Raw genomic sequence first — 15,255 nt, forward strand, 5'->3', positions numbered from 1 at the left:
CCGTTGGTCGGTCATTCATGCATTGACGGATTGACATATCGGTAAATTCCGATATCTTCACCTCCATGGAATTACTCGACATCTTCAAAGCCCTTTCGAACCGGACTCGCCTTGACATCCTCAAAGGCCTGAAAGACCCCGTGAACAGCTTCCCGGCGCAGGACGAAGGGGACGTGCATACCGTGGGTGTCTGCGTCAGCAGCATTCAAGAAGGCGTCGGACTGTCTCAGTCGACGGTGTCTGATTACCTGGCCACCCTGCAACGCGCGGGCCTGGTCGAAGTCAGGCGCATTGGCCAATGGACATACTACAAACGCAATGAAGCAACCATCAGCGCCCTGGCCGATATTATCGGTAAAGAGCTGTAACTTTTTTACCACATCATATCGATTATTCCCGATATCCCTTTTTCCAGAAACAAGGATCCGCCATGACCATCAAGACCTAGCCTAAACGTCGTAAAAATTTTCAGTTTATACATCGAGTTTTCCCGATATTCCTTTTTGCCGAAGCGAGAATTCCCCATGAAAGCAATGATCCTTAACTCATTTGGCGGCCCCGAGTCGTTCGAACTGCGCGAAGTTCCCAAGCCCGTGCCACACGCGGGACAGGTGCTGGTGCGAGTGCACGCCACCTCGATCAACCCGTTGGACTATCAAGTGCGACGCGGTGACTACGCTGACCTGGTCCCCTTGCCAGCGATCACCGGACACGACATATCCGGCGTCGTCGAGGCGGTGGGCCCCGGTGTGACCGCCTTCGCTGCAGGAGACGAAGTCTGGTACACCCCGCAGATATTCGAAGGTTCCGGCAGCTACGCCGAATATCACGTTGCGGCCGAAAACATCGTTGCAAAAAAACCTGCTTCCCTGAGCCATCTTGAGGCGGCAAGCCTGACACTGGTGGGCGGAACCGTGTGGGAGGCCCTGACCGTGAGAGCCGTGCTCAGGGTGGGCGAAAGCATTCTGGTGCACGGTGGCGCAGGTGGCGTCGGGCATGTCGCGATCCAGGTGGCCAAAGCCATGGGCGCCAAGGTGTTCACGACCGTGCGCGAAGCGAACTTCGACTTCGTGAAAGGCCTGGGTGCCGATGTGATGATCGACTACGAAAAGGAAGATTACGTCGACGTTATCCTGCGTGAAACCGATGGCCACGGCGTCGATGTGGTGTTCGACACTATCGGCGGCAACACACTGTCGCGTAGCCCCGACGTGCTCGCACAACTGGGCCGCGTGGTGTCGATTGTTGACATTGCCCAGCCGCAAAACGTGATCAACGCCTGGGGCAAGAACGCCAGTTATCACTTCGTATTCACCCGGCAAAACCGCGGCAAGCTCGATGAGTTGAGTGCCCTGGTAGAGCGTGGTCAGTTGCGGCCGCATGTGGGTGCGGTTTATTCACTGGCCGACATTGGCGCCGCCCATGCCCACCTGGAGAGCCCAAACAATGGCCTTCAAGGAAAAATTGCAATTGCCGTCGAGCCGTCGGCTGTCTGAACCCACGCGAGGGAACATCATGATTTACGAGATCGCCGTACTCCCCGTTTACAAGCACCAGGTTGAACGCTTCAGGGAAGCATTTGCCGAGGTGGTTCCACTGCTTCGCCGTGCGAAGGGTTACCTTGGCCACGTGCTTGCACAAGGCATCGAAACGCCTGAACACTTCAACCTGATCGTGCGCTGGCAAACGCTTGAGGATCACACACCAGGCTTCTGAGGCGAGTGAAGACCATCGGGTGTTCATGCTGGCATTGGAGGAGTACTTTTGCGGGGAACCGACGGTTCATCACCTGGAAGGAAACGATTTCAGCCTGCCGGATGACCTGTAGACACAAGCGCGACCGTGCTCCCTCCTATAGGGGGAGTACGTCGCCGGCAAAGTGTGGGGTCTCGCCGAAATACTCAATCAGCAGTTCAGTCAATAAGCGTATCTTGCGCGCCGGATGCTGTCCGGGAGGGCGTACCACATAGGCGCCCGCCGGCGGTGGTGGGTAGCGGGTCATGATCGGCACGAGCGCACCCGATTCCAGATGCGCGTGCGTGAGGCAATCCGGCAGGTAAGCGACGCCGAGTCCGGCGACGGCAGCCGCCACCAGCGCAGTGCCATTGTCGGCCTTGAATCGCCCCTGGGGGCGAACCGAGATGATCTTGTCACCGTCCATGAACTGCCAGGCCTCTGTGGATTGCATCAGCGCCTGATGGGCGATGATGTCGTCCGGCACTTGCGGTGAACCGTGCGTCTGGATGTAGGTCGGACTGGCCACGAGTTTGCCATTGATCGGGCCTATGCATCGAGCGATCAGGTTGGAATCCTGAAGGTAGCCGACACGAATCGCACAGTCATACCCCTCCCCGATCAGATCGACAAAGCGGTCGCTGTAACACGCCTGGACTTGCAGCCCAGGATGACGCCGCGCCATCTCCGCGATCAACGGGGCGAAGTGCGTCGGGCCGAAAGACAGAGGCGCGGCAATACGCAGGCGACCGCGAAGCGGGCCAGTGGGGAGGATCGCTTCCCTGGCCAGGTCTATCTCGGTGCAAACCTTGGCCGCATGCTCGCGAAAGGTGGCGCCGGCTTCCGTCAGTGCAGCCCCCCGGGTGGATCGCGCCAGCAGTTGCACGCCCAGTTCCTGCTCAAGTCTGGCAAGTCTGCGACTGACGATCGACTTGGACACCCCGAGCCGCAACGCAGCGGATGAAACACCGCCGCTATCAGCCACCTCCACGAAGGTCTGCAGTTCTTCGATATCCAAATCAGGGTTCCTCATTGTGCAACACAGTTAGTCCGAGAATGGCACTACCGTGTCGAGTTTGGCAACGACACAATGCCAGTCCCTGGGCGATGGCGCCTGGGAAAAGACGTAAAAAAACCAAAAAAAAGGACGTACACATGGCCAGCGAGACTCTTCGCAACCCGCACACAGACCAGTTGCTGTCGCCGCAAAACTCGATGCTCATCGTCATCGACTACCAGCCAATCCAGGTCTCCTCGATCCGCTCGATGTCCCGCGATGAGTTGGTGTTCAACATCACCAGCGTCGCCAAGGCAGCGGTGAACTACAACCTTCCGATCATCCACTCCACCGTGAACGTCGCTACCGGTCGCAACAAGCCTCCGATTCAGCCATTGCAAGATGTGCTCGGCCACCTGCCCACCTATGACCGCACCTCGATCAACAGTTGGGAAGACACCGAGTTCAAGCAGGCGGTGAAGGCGGTCGGCCGCAAAAAGCTGATCATGACCGCACTTTGGACCGAAGCTTGCCTGACGTTCCCGGTACTCGACGCCATCCAGGAAGGTTATGAGGTTTATGTGCCGGTGGATGCGGTCGGTGGCACTTCGCTCGCCGCGCACGAGGCGGCGTTGCGTCGCATGGAACAGGCCGGCGCAAAACTTATCAGCCGAGTGCAGATGTATTGCGAACTGCAACGCGACTGGGCACGAGAGGCGACCGTTCCTGGATTCATGGGCGTGTTCGAGAACTTCGACGGTTTCAACGCAGAAAAGAATGCCTGACGAGTGATCGGCGACCCTCAATTCGCTGAATGTGGTAAAGGTGATGCTCGCTGAGGCGGCGTCACCCTCATTTCTGCCGGGAGGAACAATCGGTTTGTCTGGAAACACCACATGGCGATCCTTCGCTGCAGATACACTGGCATTGATCCTCTTCTTCACCGTGACCGGCATCCTCAACGAACGTTTCGTGGCCGGCATGAGCTGGGAGCAGGTGCTGCATGCGCGCCTGCTGGGCGCTGCGTTGATGGTGATTTCGGGCCGCCCCTATGGGTTGTGGCGTGACTGGATCATGCACTATGCCGGTACGACTCGGTTCTCGCAGATCGCATGGGACTCCCTCGCGCTGGTCAGTTTCCAAGTGCCAATCTATGCCGCCATCCTGGCCATTTCTGGTGCCAACGTCGACGAATTGCTGCGTGGGGCGCTCGGTGTGACGGTGATCATGCTGGCGCTGGGGCGACCTTATGGCGCGTTCCTGAATTTCGTCCGGCATCGCTTCGGGCTCCCGTCCGGAGGTGAGAAACCCATGTCATTGAATACCTGACAATCATTGATCGAATTAATAACAGCCATTAATTCAATGAAGTTCTCTTATCGGCGCGTCGGCGTAACATCAGCTCCATACCCACTGACCACCGCTAGGAGCACACACCATGAAACGCCAAACCATCATCGGCATCGCTTTCTCGATCTTCGCACTGAACGCCTTCGCTGCTTCTACCAACACTGATCCGCTGTTCAGCGATGCCGTTGCCGCCGTTGAATCCGACCGTCTGTTCAGCGACGCCGTAGCGGCGACTGAGACTGACAAACTGTTCAGTGATGCTGTTGCCGCGACCGAAACTGACAAGTTGTTCAGCGACGCCGTTGCAGCAACCGAAACTGACAAACTGTTCAGTGATGCCGTGGCCGAAGGTGGCTCGGATCGCCTGATCGAACGCCGTGTCGCGTGAATGCATCGCTTCACCGCAGTACACGAAAAAAGGGGCAGACTTGTTGAAAGACAATCTGCCCCTTCTTCGTTGTGAAGCCGAGCCACCGCAGGACCTGTAGGAGCGAGCTTGCTCGCGATGCAAGTCCAGGCACCGCTTACATCCAGGCACCCCTCGTCATCGTTAACGACCATCGCGGCGGTTCGACGCCTCGACAAGCCCGCTCCTACAGGTCCGGCGGCGGCTCTGCTCGCGATGCAAGTCCAGACACCGCAGGCATCCAGGCAACCCCTACCACAGGGCACAAAAAAACCGGCCATTTCGGCCGGTTTGTTTTCATCAGTGCGGAGCGCGGGGAATGGTCTTGAGCAGGTCTTCGGGGCTGATGTAACCCACCACCGGTTCCGCAACGCTCCCCGGTAACGGCAGGCCAAGAATGTGCCCTTTCATCTTGCCGATCACATGCATTTCGCACGGCTTGCAGTCGAACTTCAGGGTCAGCACCTCGTTGCCGTGCACCAGCTGCATCGGCGCGACCTTGGTGCGCACACCCGTGACGCCCTTGGCCTGTTTGGGGCACAGATTGAAGGAGAAACGCAGGCAGTGCTTGGTGATCATCACCGGCACTTCGCCCGTTTCTTCATGCGCCTCATACGCTGCGTCGATCAACTTCACGCCGTGACGATGATAGAAATCGCGGGCCTTCTGGTTGTAGACGTTGGCCAGGAAAGACAGGTGCGACTCCGGATACACGGGCGGTGGGTTGGTTTCCGCCTTGCGACCACCCCGTGGATGGGCCGCCAGACGCGCGGCTGTCAGGGCTTCGATCACTTCACGGCGCAGGGCCTTGAGCTGCGAGTTGGGAATGAAGAACGCCTGCGGCGCATCGAGCTTCACATCAGTGGCGTGGTACTCGGTGGTGCCGAGTTGGCCCAGCAGGTCACGCAATTGCTCCAGCGCCTGTTCCGGCTTGTTGGCCAGGCCGAATGGGCCGTCCAGCGACACACTGGCGCTGATGCCTTCTTCGCTGGTCGCGGTCAGGTGCAGGCGTTGCTCATCCAGTTGGGCAACCCAGCTCAAACCGATGCGTCGCTCAGCGGAGGTCTTGAGCAAAGCCTGCTGCCAGTTGTGGTCCAGGTTGCGGCTCAACGGATGGTTAGGCCGCAGCTTGTACATGCCCTCCGGCATCTCGTTGGGCTCGACGCGGTAGCGATAGCGCTTCTCGCCCTCCTCCTCGAACTCACCCCTGGCCTCTGCGATGTTGGCGCGGAAACCTACCACTTCGCGCTTGACCAGCACGTTGAGACCGTCGCCGTTGGACAAAGGCTCGGTGGTCACGACCTGCATGTCGCGCTTGCCGACCTTTTCCACCACGCCTACCGGCAAACCGGTGAACGTCGGCGAATCAAAGGCGCCGATATCGATCTTGCGATCGCTGACGAAATAATCGGTGCTGCCACGATGGAAAGTCTTTTCCGGATCGGGCACGAAGAAGTGTGCGGTGCGGCCACTGGAGGCTCGTGCCAGGTCCGGGCGGTCTTCGAGCACGGCGTCGAGGCGCTGACGGTAATAGGCGGTGATGTTCTTCACATAGCCCATGTCCTTATAGCGACCTTCAATTTTGAACGAACGCACACCCGCTTCGACCAGGGCGCGGATGTTGGCGCTCTGGTTGTTGTCCTTCATCGACAACAGGTGTTTTTCGTAGGCGATCACGCCACCCTTTTCGTCTTTGAGGGTATACGGCAGGCGGCAAGCCTGGGAGCAATCGCCACGGTTGGCGCTACGGCCAGTCTGCGCGTGGGAAATGTTGCATTGGCCGGAGAACGCCACGCACAACGCACCATGGATGAAAAACTCGATGGCCGCCTCGGTTTCGTCGGCAATGGCGCGAATTTCCTTGAGGTTCAGCTCACGGGCCAGCACCAACTGCGAGAAACCGGCCTGATCGAGGAACTTGGCCCGCTCGAGGGTGCGGATGTCGGTCTGGGTGCTGGCGTGCAGCTCGATGGGCGGAATATCCAGCTCCATCACGCCCAGGTCCTGGACGATCAACGCATCGACCCCGGCATCGTACAGTTGGTGGATCAACTTGCGCGCCGGCTCCAGCTCGTTGTCGTGCAGGATGGTGTTGATGGTAGTAAACACCCGGGCATGATAGCGATGGGCGAATTCCACCAGCCCGGCGATGTCACTCACCTCGTTGCTGGCATTGTGGCGGGCGCCGAAACTCGGACCGCCGATATAGATCGCGTCAGCGCCATGCAGGATGGCTTCGCGGGCAATGCTCACGTCACGGGCGGGGCTGAGCAGTTCCAAGTGATGCTTGGGCAAGGACATAGGTTTTTTTATCTGGTTCGGCACGGTTGAACTGCGCATTGTACCGGCCAAATGGCCGGACGGCACGGGGGTGCGACCGAATGCATGAGCGCAGTGTGGATTGGCTGCGATTTGGGTCAGGCAGGCGCGGACAGCCGCAGCGTCCTGATCAGCAGGTCATGCAGGCTGTCCACGGCCTTCGAGCCCCGCGAGGCGCGGCTGCGAAACACCGAGACTTCCATGGGTTCCAGCGGGCCCAGGCCCTGTTCACTGCCCAGTATCTGCAAGTGCGCCGGCGCGCTGCAATGGGTCAGCACGGCCACGGCCAGGCCGCTTTCGACGGCGGCAATCTGCCCGGCGAGGCTGGAGCTGTTGTAGACCACCTTGAAGCGCCGCCCCTGGAGCGCCAGGGAATGCAAGGCCGTGCGTTTGGCCAGGCTGGCGTCCTCGTACACGGCGATGGGCAGCGGGTCACGGCGCCAGACCTGGAACTGCGGATCCCCGACCCACACCATCGGTTCATGGAACAGCAGTGTGCCATGGCGCGGGCTGTCGCGGGACACCAGGGCCAGATCGAGGTCGCCACTCTTGACCCGGGGAATCAAGGACGTCGACTGCTCGCAGTTCAGCTCGATCTCCACCGCACCGAAATTCGGTGCGAAGCGCTTGAGCACCGGCGTCAGGTAACGTGCCGCGTAATCATCGGGCACGCCAAGGCGAATCCGCCCGCTCAGCTCTTCGCCATGAAAGGCCGCCTGGGTTTCTGCATGCAGGTCGAGCATGCGCCGGGCGTAACCGAGCAGCAATTGCCCCTGGGGCGTGAGCTGGTGCTGGCGCGGGCCGCGCACCAGCAACTGACACGTGAGGGCTGCTTCCAGCTTCTTGATCTGCATGCTGACTGCCGACTGGCTGCGATGCACTTCAGGCGCTGCCCCCGACAGGGAGCCCGCATCAACCACGGCCACGAAGCATTTGAGCCAGTCAATCTGCAAGTCCTGGAAATTCATCGCCTCACCCAACTATTCGATTAGCGAATAGCTTATCAGTGATTTATACGTTTTTCTTAATGCCGGGAAACAGGCATAGTGACCCTGAACAATCTCCCAGCAAGGACATACCCACGGCATGACACACGCCGACGACAACCTGCACGAATTCAACCGCCAGATGGTGTGGGTCGGATTCACCAAACTGGCGCCCATCTCCCTGTTCGTGGTGGTGTTCGGCGCTGCTTTCGGCCTGGCGGCCAGCCAGGCGGGCCTCAGCGAGTCGATCATCGTGGCCATGAGCACCCTGGTGTTTGCCGGCGCCTCGCAATTCGCCGCGCTGGAATTGTGGGGGCCGGATGTGTCGCTGATCACCCTGGCCATCACCGTTTTCGCCATCAACGCCCGACACCTGCTCATGGGCGCCACACTCTACGAGTGGCTGCAACATGTGCCACCCAGGAAGCGTTACGCGGTGATGCTGGTGGCTTCCGATGCCAACTGGGCGCTGTCGATGCAAGCCTTCGGCAACCGTCAACCTGGGCTGGGCCTGTTACTCGGCGGCGGGCTGGCATTGTGGCTGTCGTGGGTGATCGGCACATGGCTGGGCGTGGTTTTCGCCGGGACCCTGCACGACCCCAAGGCGCTGGGCCTGGACATGGTAATGGGCTGCTTCCTGCTGGCGATGGTGGTGGGCGGCGACAAGAACCTGCGCCTGCTGGTGATCTGGTTCGTCGCCGCCTGCGCGTCGTTGCTGGCCTACCGGTACCTGCCGGAAAACAGCCATGTGGTGGTCGGCGCGGTTGCCGGCGGCATTACCGGGACCCTGTGGACGGAGCACAAGCATGAACATTGAAACCGCAGGCTCTGGCGCCTTCATCGTCGTGCTGATCATGGCCGTGGTGACTTTGGCCACCCGCTGGGGCGGCGTCTATGTGATGTCCTTCGTGCCCATCGGCTATCGGGTCAAGCAGTTCATCGGTGCGATGTCCGGCTCGGTGCTGGTCGCCCTCCTCGCGCCCATGGCACTGGAAGGCGACAACGCCGCACGCCTGGCACTGCTGACTACGGCGGCAACCATGTTGGTGTTGAAGAAACCTTTGCCGGCCATTGCTGCTGGGGTGTTGGCGGCGGCGGTGTTCAGGCATTTCTGAGCCGCCTCAAACGACAGCGGCCCGAAGAGGTCCCTCACACACTTGCACTGTGATGACCGACAGGACGATGCTCATGGCCTGCGCTTCCTCAACGCGATGTACAACAAGGGGCCCGCCGAGACGAACACTGCCGTGATCAATAGATACGGCACTACGCCGAGCCAGCTACCGCCTCGCGATCGGCTGTCGTTAACCATCCAGATACAGGCCAGTGCTGCCATCAAGTACAGGTCGATGACCACCTGTGCGGTATCGGGGCGCGCCAGCAGTTGCAGGCCGAACGCCACGAGCGATTGCTGTGCGATCGTCATCGTCCAGCCGGTGTAGAGCGTGAACACGATCAATACGGTCAGCGCGAGGTAGTTGATTCTCATCCTGTTCTCCCTGGTGAGTGGTTGCGCCAAGGTAGTGTTAGAGTCGGCCCTGCCTCAATGACCTGACAGGTCATGGACACTCTTCACAAGGACAGCCAGAGTTCAAGCATGAGCCACCTACCTTTCCACCCAACCAGCCCGGCGACAGGCACCTGCGCGGGTGAGCAACTGCGCCGGCTGCGTCGTCAGGCAGGGCTGAGCCAAATGCAGCTTGCCCTGCTCGCCGGGGTTTCCCAGCGCCACTTGAGCTGCGTGGAAACCGCCCGTGCCAAGGCGAGCCCCAGCACGCTGCACGCCCTGCTTTCGGCGATGGATGTGCCGCTGGAGCACTGCAACGAGATTTTCCTCGCGGCAGGTTTTGCCCCGCGCTACGTCGTATCCGGGGCCAACGCGCCGACGCTGAAGATGGTGTCTGATGCGGTCGAGCACATTTTGCAGGCGAACAACCCGGCGCCCGCCATCGTCATCGACAGCCACTGGAATGTCACCGCCGCCAATGCCAGCACCGGCCTGCTGCTGACCATGGTGGGTATCGACGCCAACGGCCTCTCCGGTCTGAACTTGCTGGACACGCTGTTACGCCCCGGTGGCCTGGGGGATCATCTGGTCAACGCCGACGAGATACGCGCCATCGCCTGGCAGCGCGCCGCCAGAGAAGCGCTGAGCAACCCCGAGCTGGCGCGGCGGCTGCGGGACATGCCGGGCGCGCCGGCCGTGGCGTTGAACACCACGCCTGCGCCCGTGGTACTGACCCGCGTGCGCTCGAGCTACGGCGAGCTGAATTTCCTGTCCACGTTCACCACGTTCGGCATGCCGCTGGACATTACGGTCGAGTCGTTGCGTATCGAACATTTGATCCCGGCTGATGGTGAGACGTGGCAAGCGATGAACACGGCGTTCAGTCAGTGGCAGGTCTCCCGTTAAACCGTCGGCACCGTCCCCCCATCAATCACGAACTCACTCCCGGTAATGGACGCCGCACGGGACGAAGCCAGGAAAACGACGAGGTCAGCCACTTCCGACGGCGTCGAGGGTCGGCCCAGCGGGATGCCGCCCAGTGAGTCCATGATGATTTGCTTGCCGCCCTCGTAATCCGTGCCGGCCTCCAGGGCCAGTCGCTCCGCCAGGGCCACAGAGGCCTCGGTTTCGATCCATCCCGGCGACACCCGCACCACCCGCACACCTTTTGGCGAAACTTCCTTCGACAGGCTTTTGCTGTAGGTCGACAGCGCCGCCTTGGCGGCGGCATAAGCGGTGGTGGCTTCGGGCAGCGGCAGGCGACTCTGGATCGACGTCACGTGGATGATCACGCCCGTTTTGCGCTCGATCATGTCCGGCAGCAAGGCTCGATCCAGGCGTACGGCCGGCAGCAGGTTGAGGTCGAACTCACGCTGCCATTGTTCTTCGCCCAGCGCCACAAAGCCGCCACCGGGTGATGAGGAGCCACCCAGCACGTGGACGATGATGTCCACACCACCCAGGTGTTGCTGGATGGCGGTGACCAGCGCGGCGCAACCTTCGCGGGTCGAGAGGTCGGCCGGGACGAACAAAACATTCGGGACCTCATCGGTCGGATGCCGCGCCGACGTCACGACCTTGGCACCTTCGGCCACGAGAAGCTTGACGACAGCCTGGCCGACCCCTTGTGTTCCGCCGGTGACAAGGACTCGTTTGCCGTTCAATTCGAGGTTCATGACTTGCTCTCCTGTCTCACTGATTGAATACCCCGGATCTTGCCGCTCGCGGGATAGTTTGCTCAACTGGGACAAATATGAATGACCTATCCCGCCAGACAGGACTATCCAATGTCAGACCCGCGCCTCTGCCTCAACGACCTGGACGCCGTCATCGCCGTGGCACGCAGGGCATCGTTTCGGCAGGCGTCGATCGACCTGGGCGTTTCAACGACTGCGTTGAGCAACACCATCGCTCGTCTGGAAGCCCATCTCGCCACGCGCCTGTTCAATCGCACCACACGCAGCGTGTCGCTGACCGAAGCCGGCAGGCTGTTTCTGGAGCAGGTTGGCCCGGCCTTGCAGGATGTGCGCGCCGCGCTCGACGCGGTGCAATCCCACAGTTCCGGACCTTCGGGGGTACTGCGCATCAACGCCTTTGCCAGTGCCGCCCGCGCCGCACTGCTGCCGCTGGTGCTGGAGTACTTGCGGCAGTACCCCCAGGTACACATCGACATCGTGACCGAGGGCCGACTGGTCGATATCGTCGCTGAGGGTTTCGATTTCGGCGTACGGTCCGCGAACCTGGTGCCCAGCGACATGATCGTGATTTCGCTGGGGCAACGGCAACGCTACGCGGTGGTCGGCTCCGCCGCGTACTTCGCCGAACACGGCCGACCTCGCACACCCGCCGATCTCGTCAGCCATCCGTGCTTGCGAATCCGTTTACCCAACGGTGCGATCTATCCTTGGCATTTCGAGTACGAAGGTGAAGTGACCCGGCTTGAAGTCAACGGCCCCCTCACGCTCGATGAGCCTGGCGTGGCCAAGGCCGCCGTGAAGGCTGGTGTGGGGCTGGGTTTTTTCATGGAGCAGGATGTGTTGGAAGAAATCGAGAACGGCACCTTCGAGCGGGTGCTGGAAGACTGGACGCCACCCCGGGACGACCTCTGCCTGTACTACCCCAACCGACGCAATCCCAGCGCCGCGCTCAAGGCATTCACCGCCCTGGCACGCGCCAACCCGGTCTCTCCAGGGGTCGGATAAACAACCGATACCGGGCGACCAGACGGGGCAGCAGAATCCGGGCTTCCTCAAAGGGAGCTCAACCATGCAAACAATCAGATCAACACGCATCAGCATCACCTTCAGCGGAGGTGACGCATGAGCCATTACGATTTCATCGTCTGCGGAGCCGGTACGTCCGGTTGCGTCGTCGCCGCCCGACTGGCCGACCGACCCGACCTTCGGGTCCTGTTGATCGAAGCCGGACAGGGATACTTCGGTCCCGAGGTCACAGAGCCTGGACAATGGCCATTGAACCTGGGTACGGAACGCGATTGGGGGTTCGAAGCACAACCCAATGCCCATCTGGATGGCCGACGCCTGCCATTGAATATGGGCAAGGGACTGGGTGGCGGTTCGAGCATCAACGTGATGGTCTGGGCGCGGGGGCATCGCTCGGACTGGGATCACTTCGCTGCCGAGTCGGGGGACCTGGGCTGGGGCTATGACTCGGTACTGCGCTATTACGCTCGCATCGAAAACTGGCAAGGCCGGCCCGATGCGCAGCGCCGGGGTACGACAGGCCCGGTTCATGTGTCTCAGCCAACCGCCCCGCAGCCACTGGCCTGGGCGACCCTGGAGGCGGCGAGCGGACTCGGTATTCCTCGGTTCGACAGTGCCAACGGCGAGATGATGGAGGGCCACGGCGGGATCGCGATTGCGGATCTGCGCATCAACCAGGGCCAGCGCGAGTCGGTGTATGACTCGTACATCAAGCCTCGGCTGCACCAGCCAAACCTGACCGTCCTCACCGGGGCACTGGTGTCGCGTGTGCTGTTCAGGGGGACCCGTGCGATCGGCGTGGAGGTCGTGAGCGCAAACCAGCGTCGCTGCTTCTACGCTGAACAGGAAGTTGTGCTGTCGATGGGCGCGGTGAACACTCCGAAGGTGCTCATGCAATCGGGCATAGGGCCGGATGATGAGCTTCGCGCCCATGGTATCGAAGTGATCAATCACCTGCCTGGGGTCGGACAGAATCACCAGGACCATGTGGCCTTCGGCTGCACCTGGGCTTATCGACAGCCTCAGGCCATCGGTGGTAGTGGTTGCGAGACAACGTTGTACTGGAAAAGCGATGCCCGTCTGGATGCACCGGATTTGCTGCAGTGCCAATTGGAATTTGCGGTTCCCTCGCCGCGTGAGGTGGGTGTCGAGGCGCCGGCGCATGGCTGGACGATGTTCGCCGGCCTTGCGCGCCCGGCGAGCCGGGGGCGCTTGCGTCTGTCCGGTGCGGGCCCGCTGGACGACATGCTGATCGAGGCGAACTCGCTCAGCGCTCCCGAGGACATGACCGCTGCGCTCGCGTCCATCCAATTGTGCCGCGAGCTTGGCAACAGCCAGGCCCTCGCTGGCCTCGTGCAGCGAGAGGTGGTCCCCGGCCAGCGTGATCGACGCGCGATGGAGCGGTTCATCCGCCAATCAGCGGTGACCTACTGGCACCAGTCCTGCACCGCGAAGATGGGTCGAGATGCGTTGTCCGTGGTTGATCATCGACTCAAAGTGTATGGCATCGAAGGCTTGCGGATCGCGGACTCATCCATCATGCCGCGCATCACGGCCGGCAACACCATGGCGCCATGCGTCGTGATCGGCGAGCGCGCCGCCGACCTCATATTGGCGCAGACCTGCGGGGAGGAGCCTGTCGAGTCGTCGCACCGCCACGAGGGTCGCCAACCTTGACGCGGCATGCCTGAATCAACGCGGTGCCTGGGCGTTCATCGCGGGCAAGCCCGCTCCTACAGGGGAATGCGGTCAACTGTGGGAGCGGGCTTGTCGAATCGTCGCACCGTCGCGTTGGACATCAACGATGACGCGGGATGCCTGAACGCCCGCGGTGCCTGATCGTTCATCGCGAGCAAGCTCGCTCTCCTTAGCGCATCTGCAGGATGATCGGGGTGCTGCTGGCCGGGTCGGTGTGCTCGCGCAGCTTGCCGACCGCCTGTGCATCCACCGCCCCCGCCTGGTTGCCCCAGTTGCTGCGCATGAACGTCAGGACTTCGGCAATCTGCTGGTCCGACAACTGCTCGCGAAACGCCGGCATGCGGTAGGCGTCCGGCACACCGGCGGCGACCACGCGCTGCGAGCCGTTGAGGGTGATGTTGATCGCCGACGCGCTTTCCTTGGCCAAGGCGGACGTGGCACCGGCCAGCGGCGGCATCCACTCCGGCTGCCCCTTGCCATCGGCACCGTGACAGGACGCGCAGCGGGTCGCATAGGTATGGCCTCCCGGCGTCTCGAGCGCGGTGGCGGCCACCGGTTGGTATTGCCAGGGCGTGCCGTCGCGCTGAGGGTCGCCGGGCAACGATTTCAGGTAACGCGCTATCGCCGCCAGATCGTCATCGCTCATGAACTGCGTGGAATTGTTGAACGCTTCGGTCATCGAGCCATAGACCACCGCATGTTTATTGCGGCCAGTCTTGAGGAACTGCACGATGTCCGGCTCGCTCCAGCGACCCAGACCGGTGTTGTGATCGTCGCGCAGGCTCGGCGCGTACCAGCCATCGAGCAAGGCGCCGGCGAGAAACGGCGTGCCGCTTTCATCCAGTGCCTTTTCGTTGAACGCCAAGCCACGAGGTGTATGGCAACTGCCGCAATGGCCGGCACCCTGGACGATGTAGGCGCCGCGGTTCCACAGTTCGTCCTTGGCATGCTTGTCCACGTAGGGCGCGGAGTCGGTGAACACGCCATTCCACAGAGCGATGGGCCAGCGCAGGTTCAAAGGCCAGGGAATGTCACTGGGGATATTCGCTTGCTTGACCGGCGCCACGCCTTTCATGAAGAACGCATACAACGCGCGTACATCATCGTCGCTGAGCTTGGCGTAGGACGGGTATGGCATGGCCGGGTACAACCGCCGACCACCCGGCGCGACGCCGTGGCGCACGGCGCGGTCGAAGTCGGCGAGGCTGTAGCCGCCAATGCCGGTGTCGCGGTCCGGGGTGACGTTGGTGGCGTGGATGTTGCCCAGCGGCGTGGCCATTTCCAGGCCGCCGGCAAACGGTGCGCCACCGGGCACGCTGTGGCAGGCCACGCAGTCGCTGAGCCGGGCGACGTACTCGCCACGGGTGACCAGGGCCGGGTCGATATCGGCCACAGCGGCCGGCTCGTTTGGCAAAGGCGAGGCAGGCTCGCGGGTGACATACCAGGCCAGCAGGCCGGCCGCGATCAGGCACGGCACGGCCAACCAGCAAGCGGTTCTTGCGAATCGGCGGTTATTCATGGGCGCTCCGGGCGGG

Annotated in this window: 16 protein-coding genes and 1 pseudogene; 11 read left to right on the forward strand and 6 right to left on the reverse strand. The window is 61.5% G+C overall.

The window, feature by feature from the left end; genetic code table 11:
* The first annotated feature begins 65 nt into the window (after positions 1 to 65).
* The 3 genes and pseudogenes from AB4N64_RS12475 to AB4N64_RS12485 all read left to right on the forward strand — a co-directional run bounded on the left by AB4N64_RS12475 (position 66) and on the right by AB4N64_RS12485 (position 1,828).
* The gene (locus AB4N64_RS12475; RefSeq protein WP_460125912.1) at positions 66 to 368 is read left to right on the forward strand and encodes an ArsR/SmtB family transcription factor; all 303 of its coding nucleotides are present in this window, start codon (positions 66 to 68) and stop codon (positions 366 to 368) included.
* Positions 369 to 524: 156 nt separating this feature from the next.
* Complete coding sequence (locus AB4N64_RS12480) at positions 525 to 1,496, forward strand: zinc-dependent alcohol dehydrogenase family protein (RefSeq protein WP_460125914.1); 972 nt, start codon at positions 525 to 527, stop codon at positions 1,494 to 1,496.
* 19 nt (positions 1,497 to 1,515) lie between these two features.
* A pseudogene (locus AB4N64_RS12485) lies at positions 1,516 to 1,828 on the forward strand (antibiotic biosynthesis monooxygenase family protein).
* 24 nt (positions 1,829 to 1,852) lie between these two features.
* Here AB4N64_RS12485 and AB4N64_RS12490 read toward each other — a convergent pair.
* The gene (locus AB4N64_RS12490; RefSeq protein ID WP_460125916.1) at positions 1,853 to 2,752 is read right to left on the reverse strand and encodes a LysR family transcriptional regulator; all 900 of its coding nucleotides are present in this window, start codon (positions 2,750 to 2,752) and stop codon (positions 1,853 to 1,855) included.
* Between the two features lie 137 nt (positions 2,753 to 2,889).
* On the opposite strand from AB4N64_RS12490, the gene AB4N64_RS12495 reads away from it, so the two are divergent.
* From AB4N64_RS12495 to AB4N64_RS12505, 3 genes are all read left to right on the forward strand, one after another.
* Positions 2,890 to 3,516, forward strand: coding sequence for a hydrolase (locus tag AB4N64_RS12495; protein ID WP_460125918.1), 627 nt, complete (start codon positions 2,890 to 2,892; stop codon positions 3,514 to 3,516).
* A gap of 94 nt (positions 3,517 to 3,610) precedes the next feature.
* Positions 3,611 to 4,060 (forward strand): L-alanine exporter AlaE, encoded by a 450-nt coding sequence (gene alaE / locus AB4N64_RS12500; protein ID WP_460125920.1) that lies wholly within the window; start codon positions 3,611 to 3,613, stop codon positions 4,058 to 4,060.
* A 109-nt stretch (positions 4,061 to 4,169) separates the two neighbouring features.
* Positions 4,170 to 4,469 (forward strand): hypothetical protein, encoded by a 300-nt coding sequence (locus AB4N64_RS12505; protein ID WP_460125922.1) that lies wholly within the window; start codon positions 4,170 to 4,172, stop codon positions 4,467 to 4,469.
* Between the two features lie 318 nt (positions 4,470 to 4,787).
* On the opposite strand, the gene AB4N64_RS12510 is transcribed toward AB4N64_RS12505, so the two are convergent.
* Positions 4,788 to 6,788: a peptidase U32 family protein gene (locus tag AB4N64_RS12510; RefSeq protein ID WP_460125924.1), complete on the reverse strand. Its 2,001-nt coding sequence runs from the start codon at positions 6,786 to 6,788 to the stop codon at positions 4,788 to 4,790.
* A gap of 116 nt (positions 6,789 to 6,904) precedes the next feature.
* A complete protein-coding gene (locus tag AB4N64_RS12515; protein ID WP_460125926.1) occupies positions 6,905 to 7,774 on the reverse strand; it encodes a LysR family transcriptional regulator in 870 nt (289 codons plus the stop codon).
* Between the two features lie 118 nt (positions 7,775 to 7,892).
* Here AB4N64_RS12515 and AB4N64_RS12520 point away from each other — a divergent pair, with 118 nt between their 5' ends.
* Entirely contained in the window at positions 7,893 to 8,609 is a 717-nt protein-coding gene (locus tag AB4N64_RS12520) for an AzlC family ABC transporter permease (RefSeq protein WP_460125928.1), read from the forward strand.
* Positions 8,599 to 8,907 (forward strand): AzlD family protein, encoded by a 309-nt coding sequence (locus AB4N64_RS12525; RefSeq protein WP_368558079.1) that lies wholly within the window; start codon positions 8,599 to 8,601, stop codon positions 8,905 to 8,907. Before AB4N64_RS12520 ends, AB4N64_RS12525 begins: the two co-directional genes overlap by 11 nt.
* Positions 8,908 to 8,978: 71 nt before the next feature.
* On the opposite strand, the gene AB4N64_RS12530 is transcribed toward AB4N64_RS12525, so the two are convergent.
* Positions 8,979 to 9,281: a DUF2834 domain-containing protein gene (locus AB4N64_RS12530; protein ID WP_460125930.1), complete on the reverse strand. Its 303-nt coding sequence runs from the start codon at positions 9,279 to 9,281 to the stop codon at positions 8,979 to 8,981.
* Between the two features lie 108 nt (positions 9,282 to 9,389).
* On the opposite strand from AB4N64_RS12530, the gene AB4N64_RS12535 reads away from it, so the two are divergent.
* Entirely contained in the window at positions 9,390 to 10,205 is an 816-nt protein-coding gene (locus AB4N64_RS12535) for a helix-turn-helix domain-containing protein (protein WP_460125932.1), read from the forward strand.
* Here AB4N64_RS12535 and AB4N64_RS12540 read toward each other — a convergent pair.
* A complete protein-coding gene (locus tag AB4N64_RS12540) occupies positions 10,202 to 10,975 on the reverse strand; it encodes an SDR family oxidoreductase (protein WP_460125934.1) in 774 nt (257 codons plus the stop codon). The two genes, AB4N64_RS12535 and AB4N64_RS12540, sit on opposite strands and share 4 nt — an antisense overlap.
* A 111-nt stretch (positions 10,976 to 11,086) precedes the next feature.
* On the opposite strand from AB4N64_RS12540, the gene AB4N64_RS12545 reads away from it, so the two are divergent.
* Both AB4N64_RS12545 and AB4N64_RS12550 read left to right on the forward strand, forming a co-directional pair.
* Positions 11,087 to 12,001, forward strand: a complete 915-nt coding sequence (locus tag AB4N64_RS12545; protein ID WP_460125936.1) for a LysR family transcriptional regulator — start codon at positions 11,087 to 11,089, stop codon at positions 11,999 to 12,001.
* A 117-nt stretch (positions 12,002 to 12,118) separates the two neighbouring features.
* Positions 12,119 to 13,699, forward strand: coding sequence for a GMC family oxidoreductase (locus tag AB4N64_RS12550; RefSeq protein ID WP_460125938.1), 1,581 nt, complete (start codon positions 12,119 to 12,121; stop codon positions 13,697 to 13,699).
* A 190-nt stretch (positions 13,700 to 13,889) separates the two neighbouring features.
* On the opposite strand, the gene AB4N64_RS12555 is transcribed toward AB4N64_RS12550, so the two are convergent.
* Positions 13,890 to 15,239, reverse strand: a complete 1,350-nt coding sequence (locus AB4N64_RS12555) for a c-type cytochrome (protein ID WP_460125940.1) — start codon at positions 15,237 to 15,239, stop codon at positions 13,890 to 13,892.
* Positions 15,240 to 15,255 lie beyond the last annotated feature (16 nt).

This window comes from Pseudomonas sp. S2_C03 (assembly GCF_054668405.1).

Excerpts from the sequence above, each read along its gene's own strand:
- AB4N64_RS12495 (WP_460125918.1), top strand. The coding sequence starts at position 2,890 with ATGGCCAGCGAGACTCTTCGCAACCCGCACACAGACCAGTTGCTGTCG.
- AB4N64_RS12550 (WP_460125938.1), top strand. The coding sequence starts at position 12,119 with ATGAGCCATTACGATTTCATCGTCTGCGGAGCCGGTACGTCCGGTTGC.
- AB4N64_RS12505 (WP_460125922.1), top strand. The coding sequence starts at position 4,170 with ATGAAACGCCAAACCATCATCGGCATCGCTTTCTCGATCTTCGCACTG.
- AB4N64_RS12520 (WP_460125928.1), top strand. The coding sequence starts at position 7,893 with ATGACACACGCCGACGACAACCTGCACGAATTCAACCGCCAGATGGTG.
- AB4N64_RS12535 (WP_460125932.1), top strand. The coding sequence starts at position 9,390 with ATGAGCCACCTACCTTTCCACCCAACCAGCCCGGCGACAGGCACCTGC.
- AB4N64_RS12555 (WP_460125940.1), bottom strand. The coding sequence starts at position 15,239 with ATGAATAACCGCCGATTCGCAAGAACCGCTTGCTGGTTGGCCGTGCCG.
- AB4N64_RS12525 (WP_368558079.1), top strand. The coding sequence starts at position 8,599 with ATGAACATTGAAACCGCAGGCTCTGGCGCCTTCATCGTCGTGCTGATC.
- AB4N64_RS12510 (WP_460125924.1), bottom strand. The coding sequence starts at position 6,788 with ATGTCCTTGCCCAAGCATCACTTGGAACTGCTCAGCCCCGCCCGTGAC.
- AB4N64_RS12545 (WP_460125936.1), top strand. The coding sequence starts at position 11,087 with ATGTCAGACCCGCGCCTCTGCCTCAACGACCTGGACGCCGTCATCGCC.
- AB4N64_RS12515 (WP_460125926.1), bottom strand. The coding sequence starts at position 7,774 with ATGAATTTCCAGGACTTGCAGATTGACTGGCTCAAATGCTTCGTGGCC.
- AB4N64_RS12540 (WP_460125934.1), bottom strand. The coding sequence starts at position 10,975 with ATGAACCTCGAATTGAACGGCAAACGAGTCCTTGTCACCGGCGGAACA.
- AB4N64_RS12480 (WP_460125914.1), top strand. The coding sequence starts at position 525 with ATGAAAGCAATGATCCTTAACTCATTTGGCGGCCCCGAGTCGTTCGAA.
- AB4N64_RS12475 (WP_460125912.1), top strand. The coding sequence starts at position 66 with ATGGAATTACTCGACATCTTCAAAGCCCTTTCGAACCGGACTCGCCTT.
- AB4N64_RS12530 (WP_460125930.1), bottom strand. The coding sequence starts at position 9,281 with ATGAGAATCAACTACCTCGCGCTGACCGTATTGATCGTGTTCACGCTC.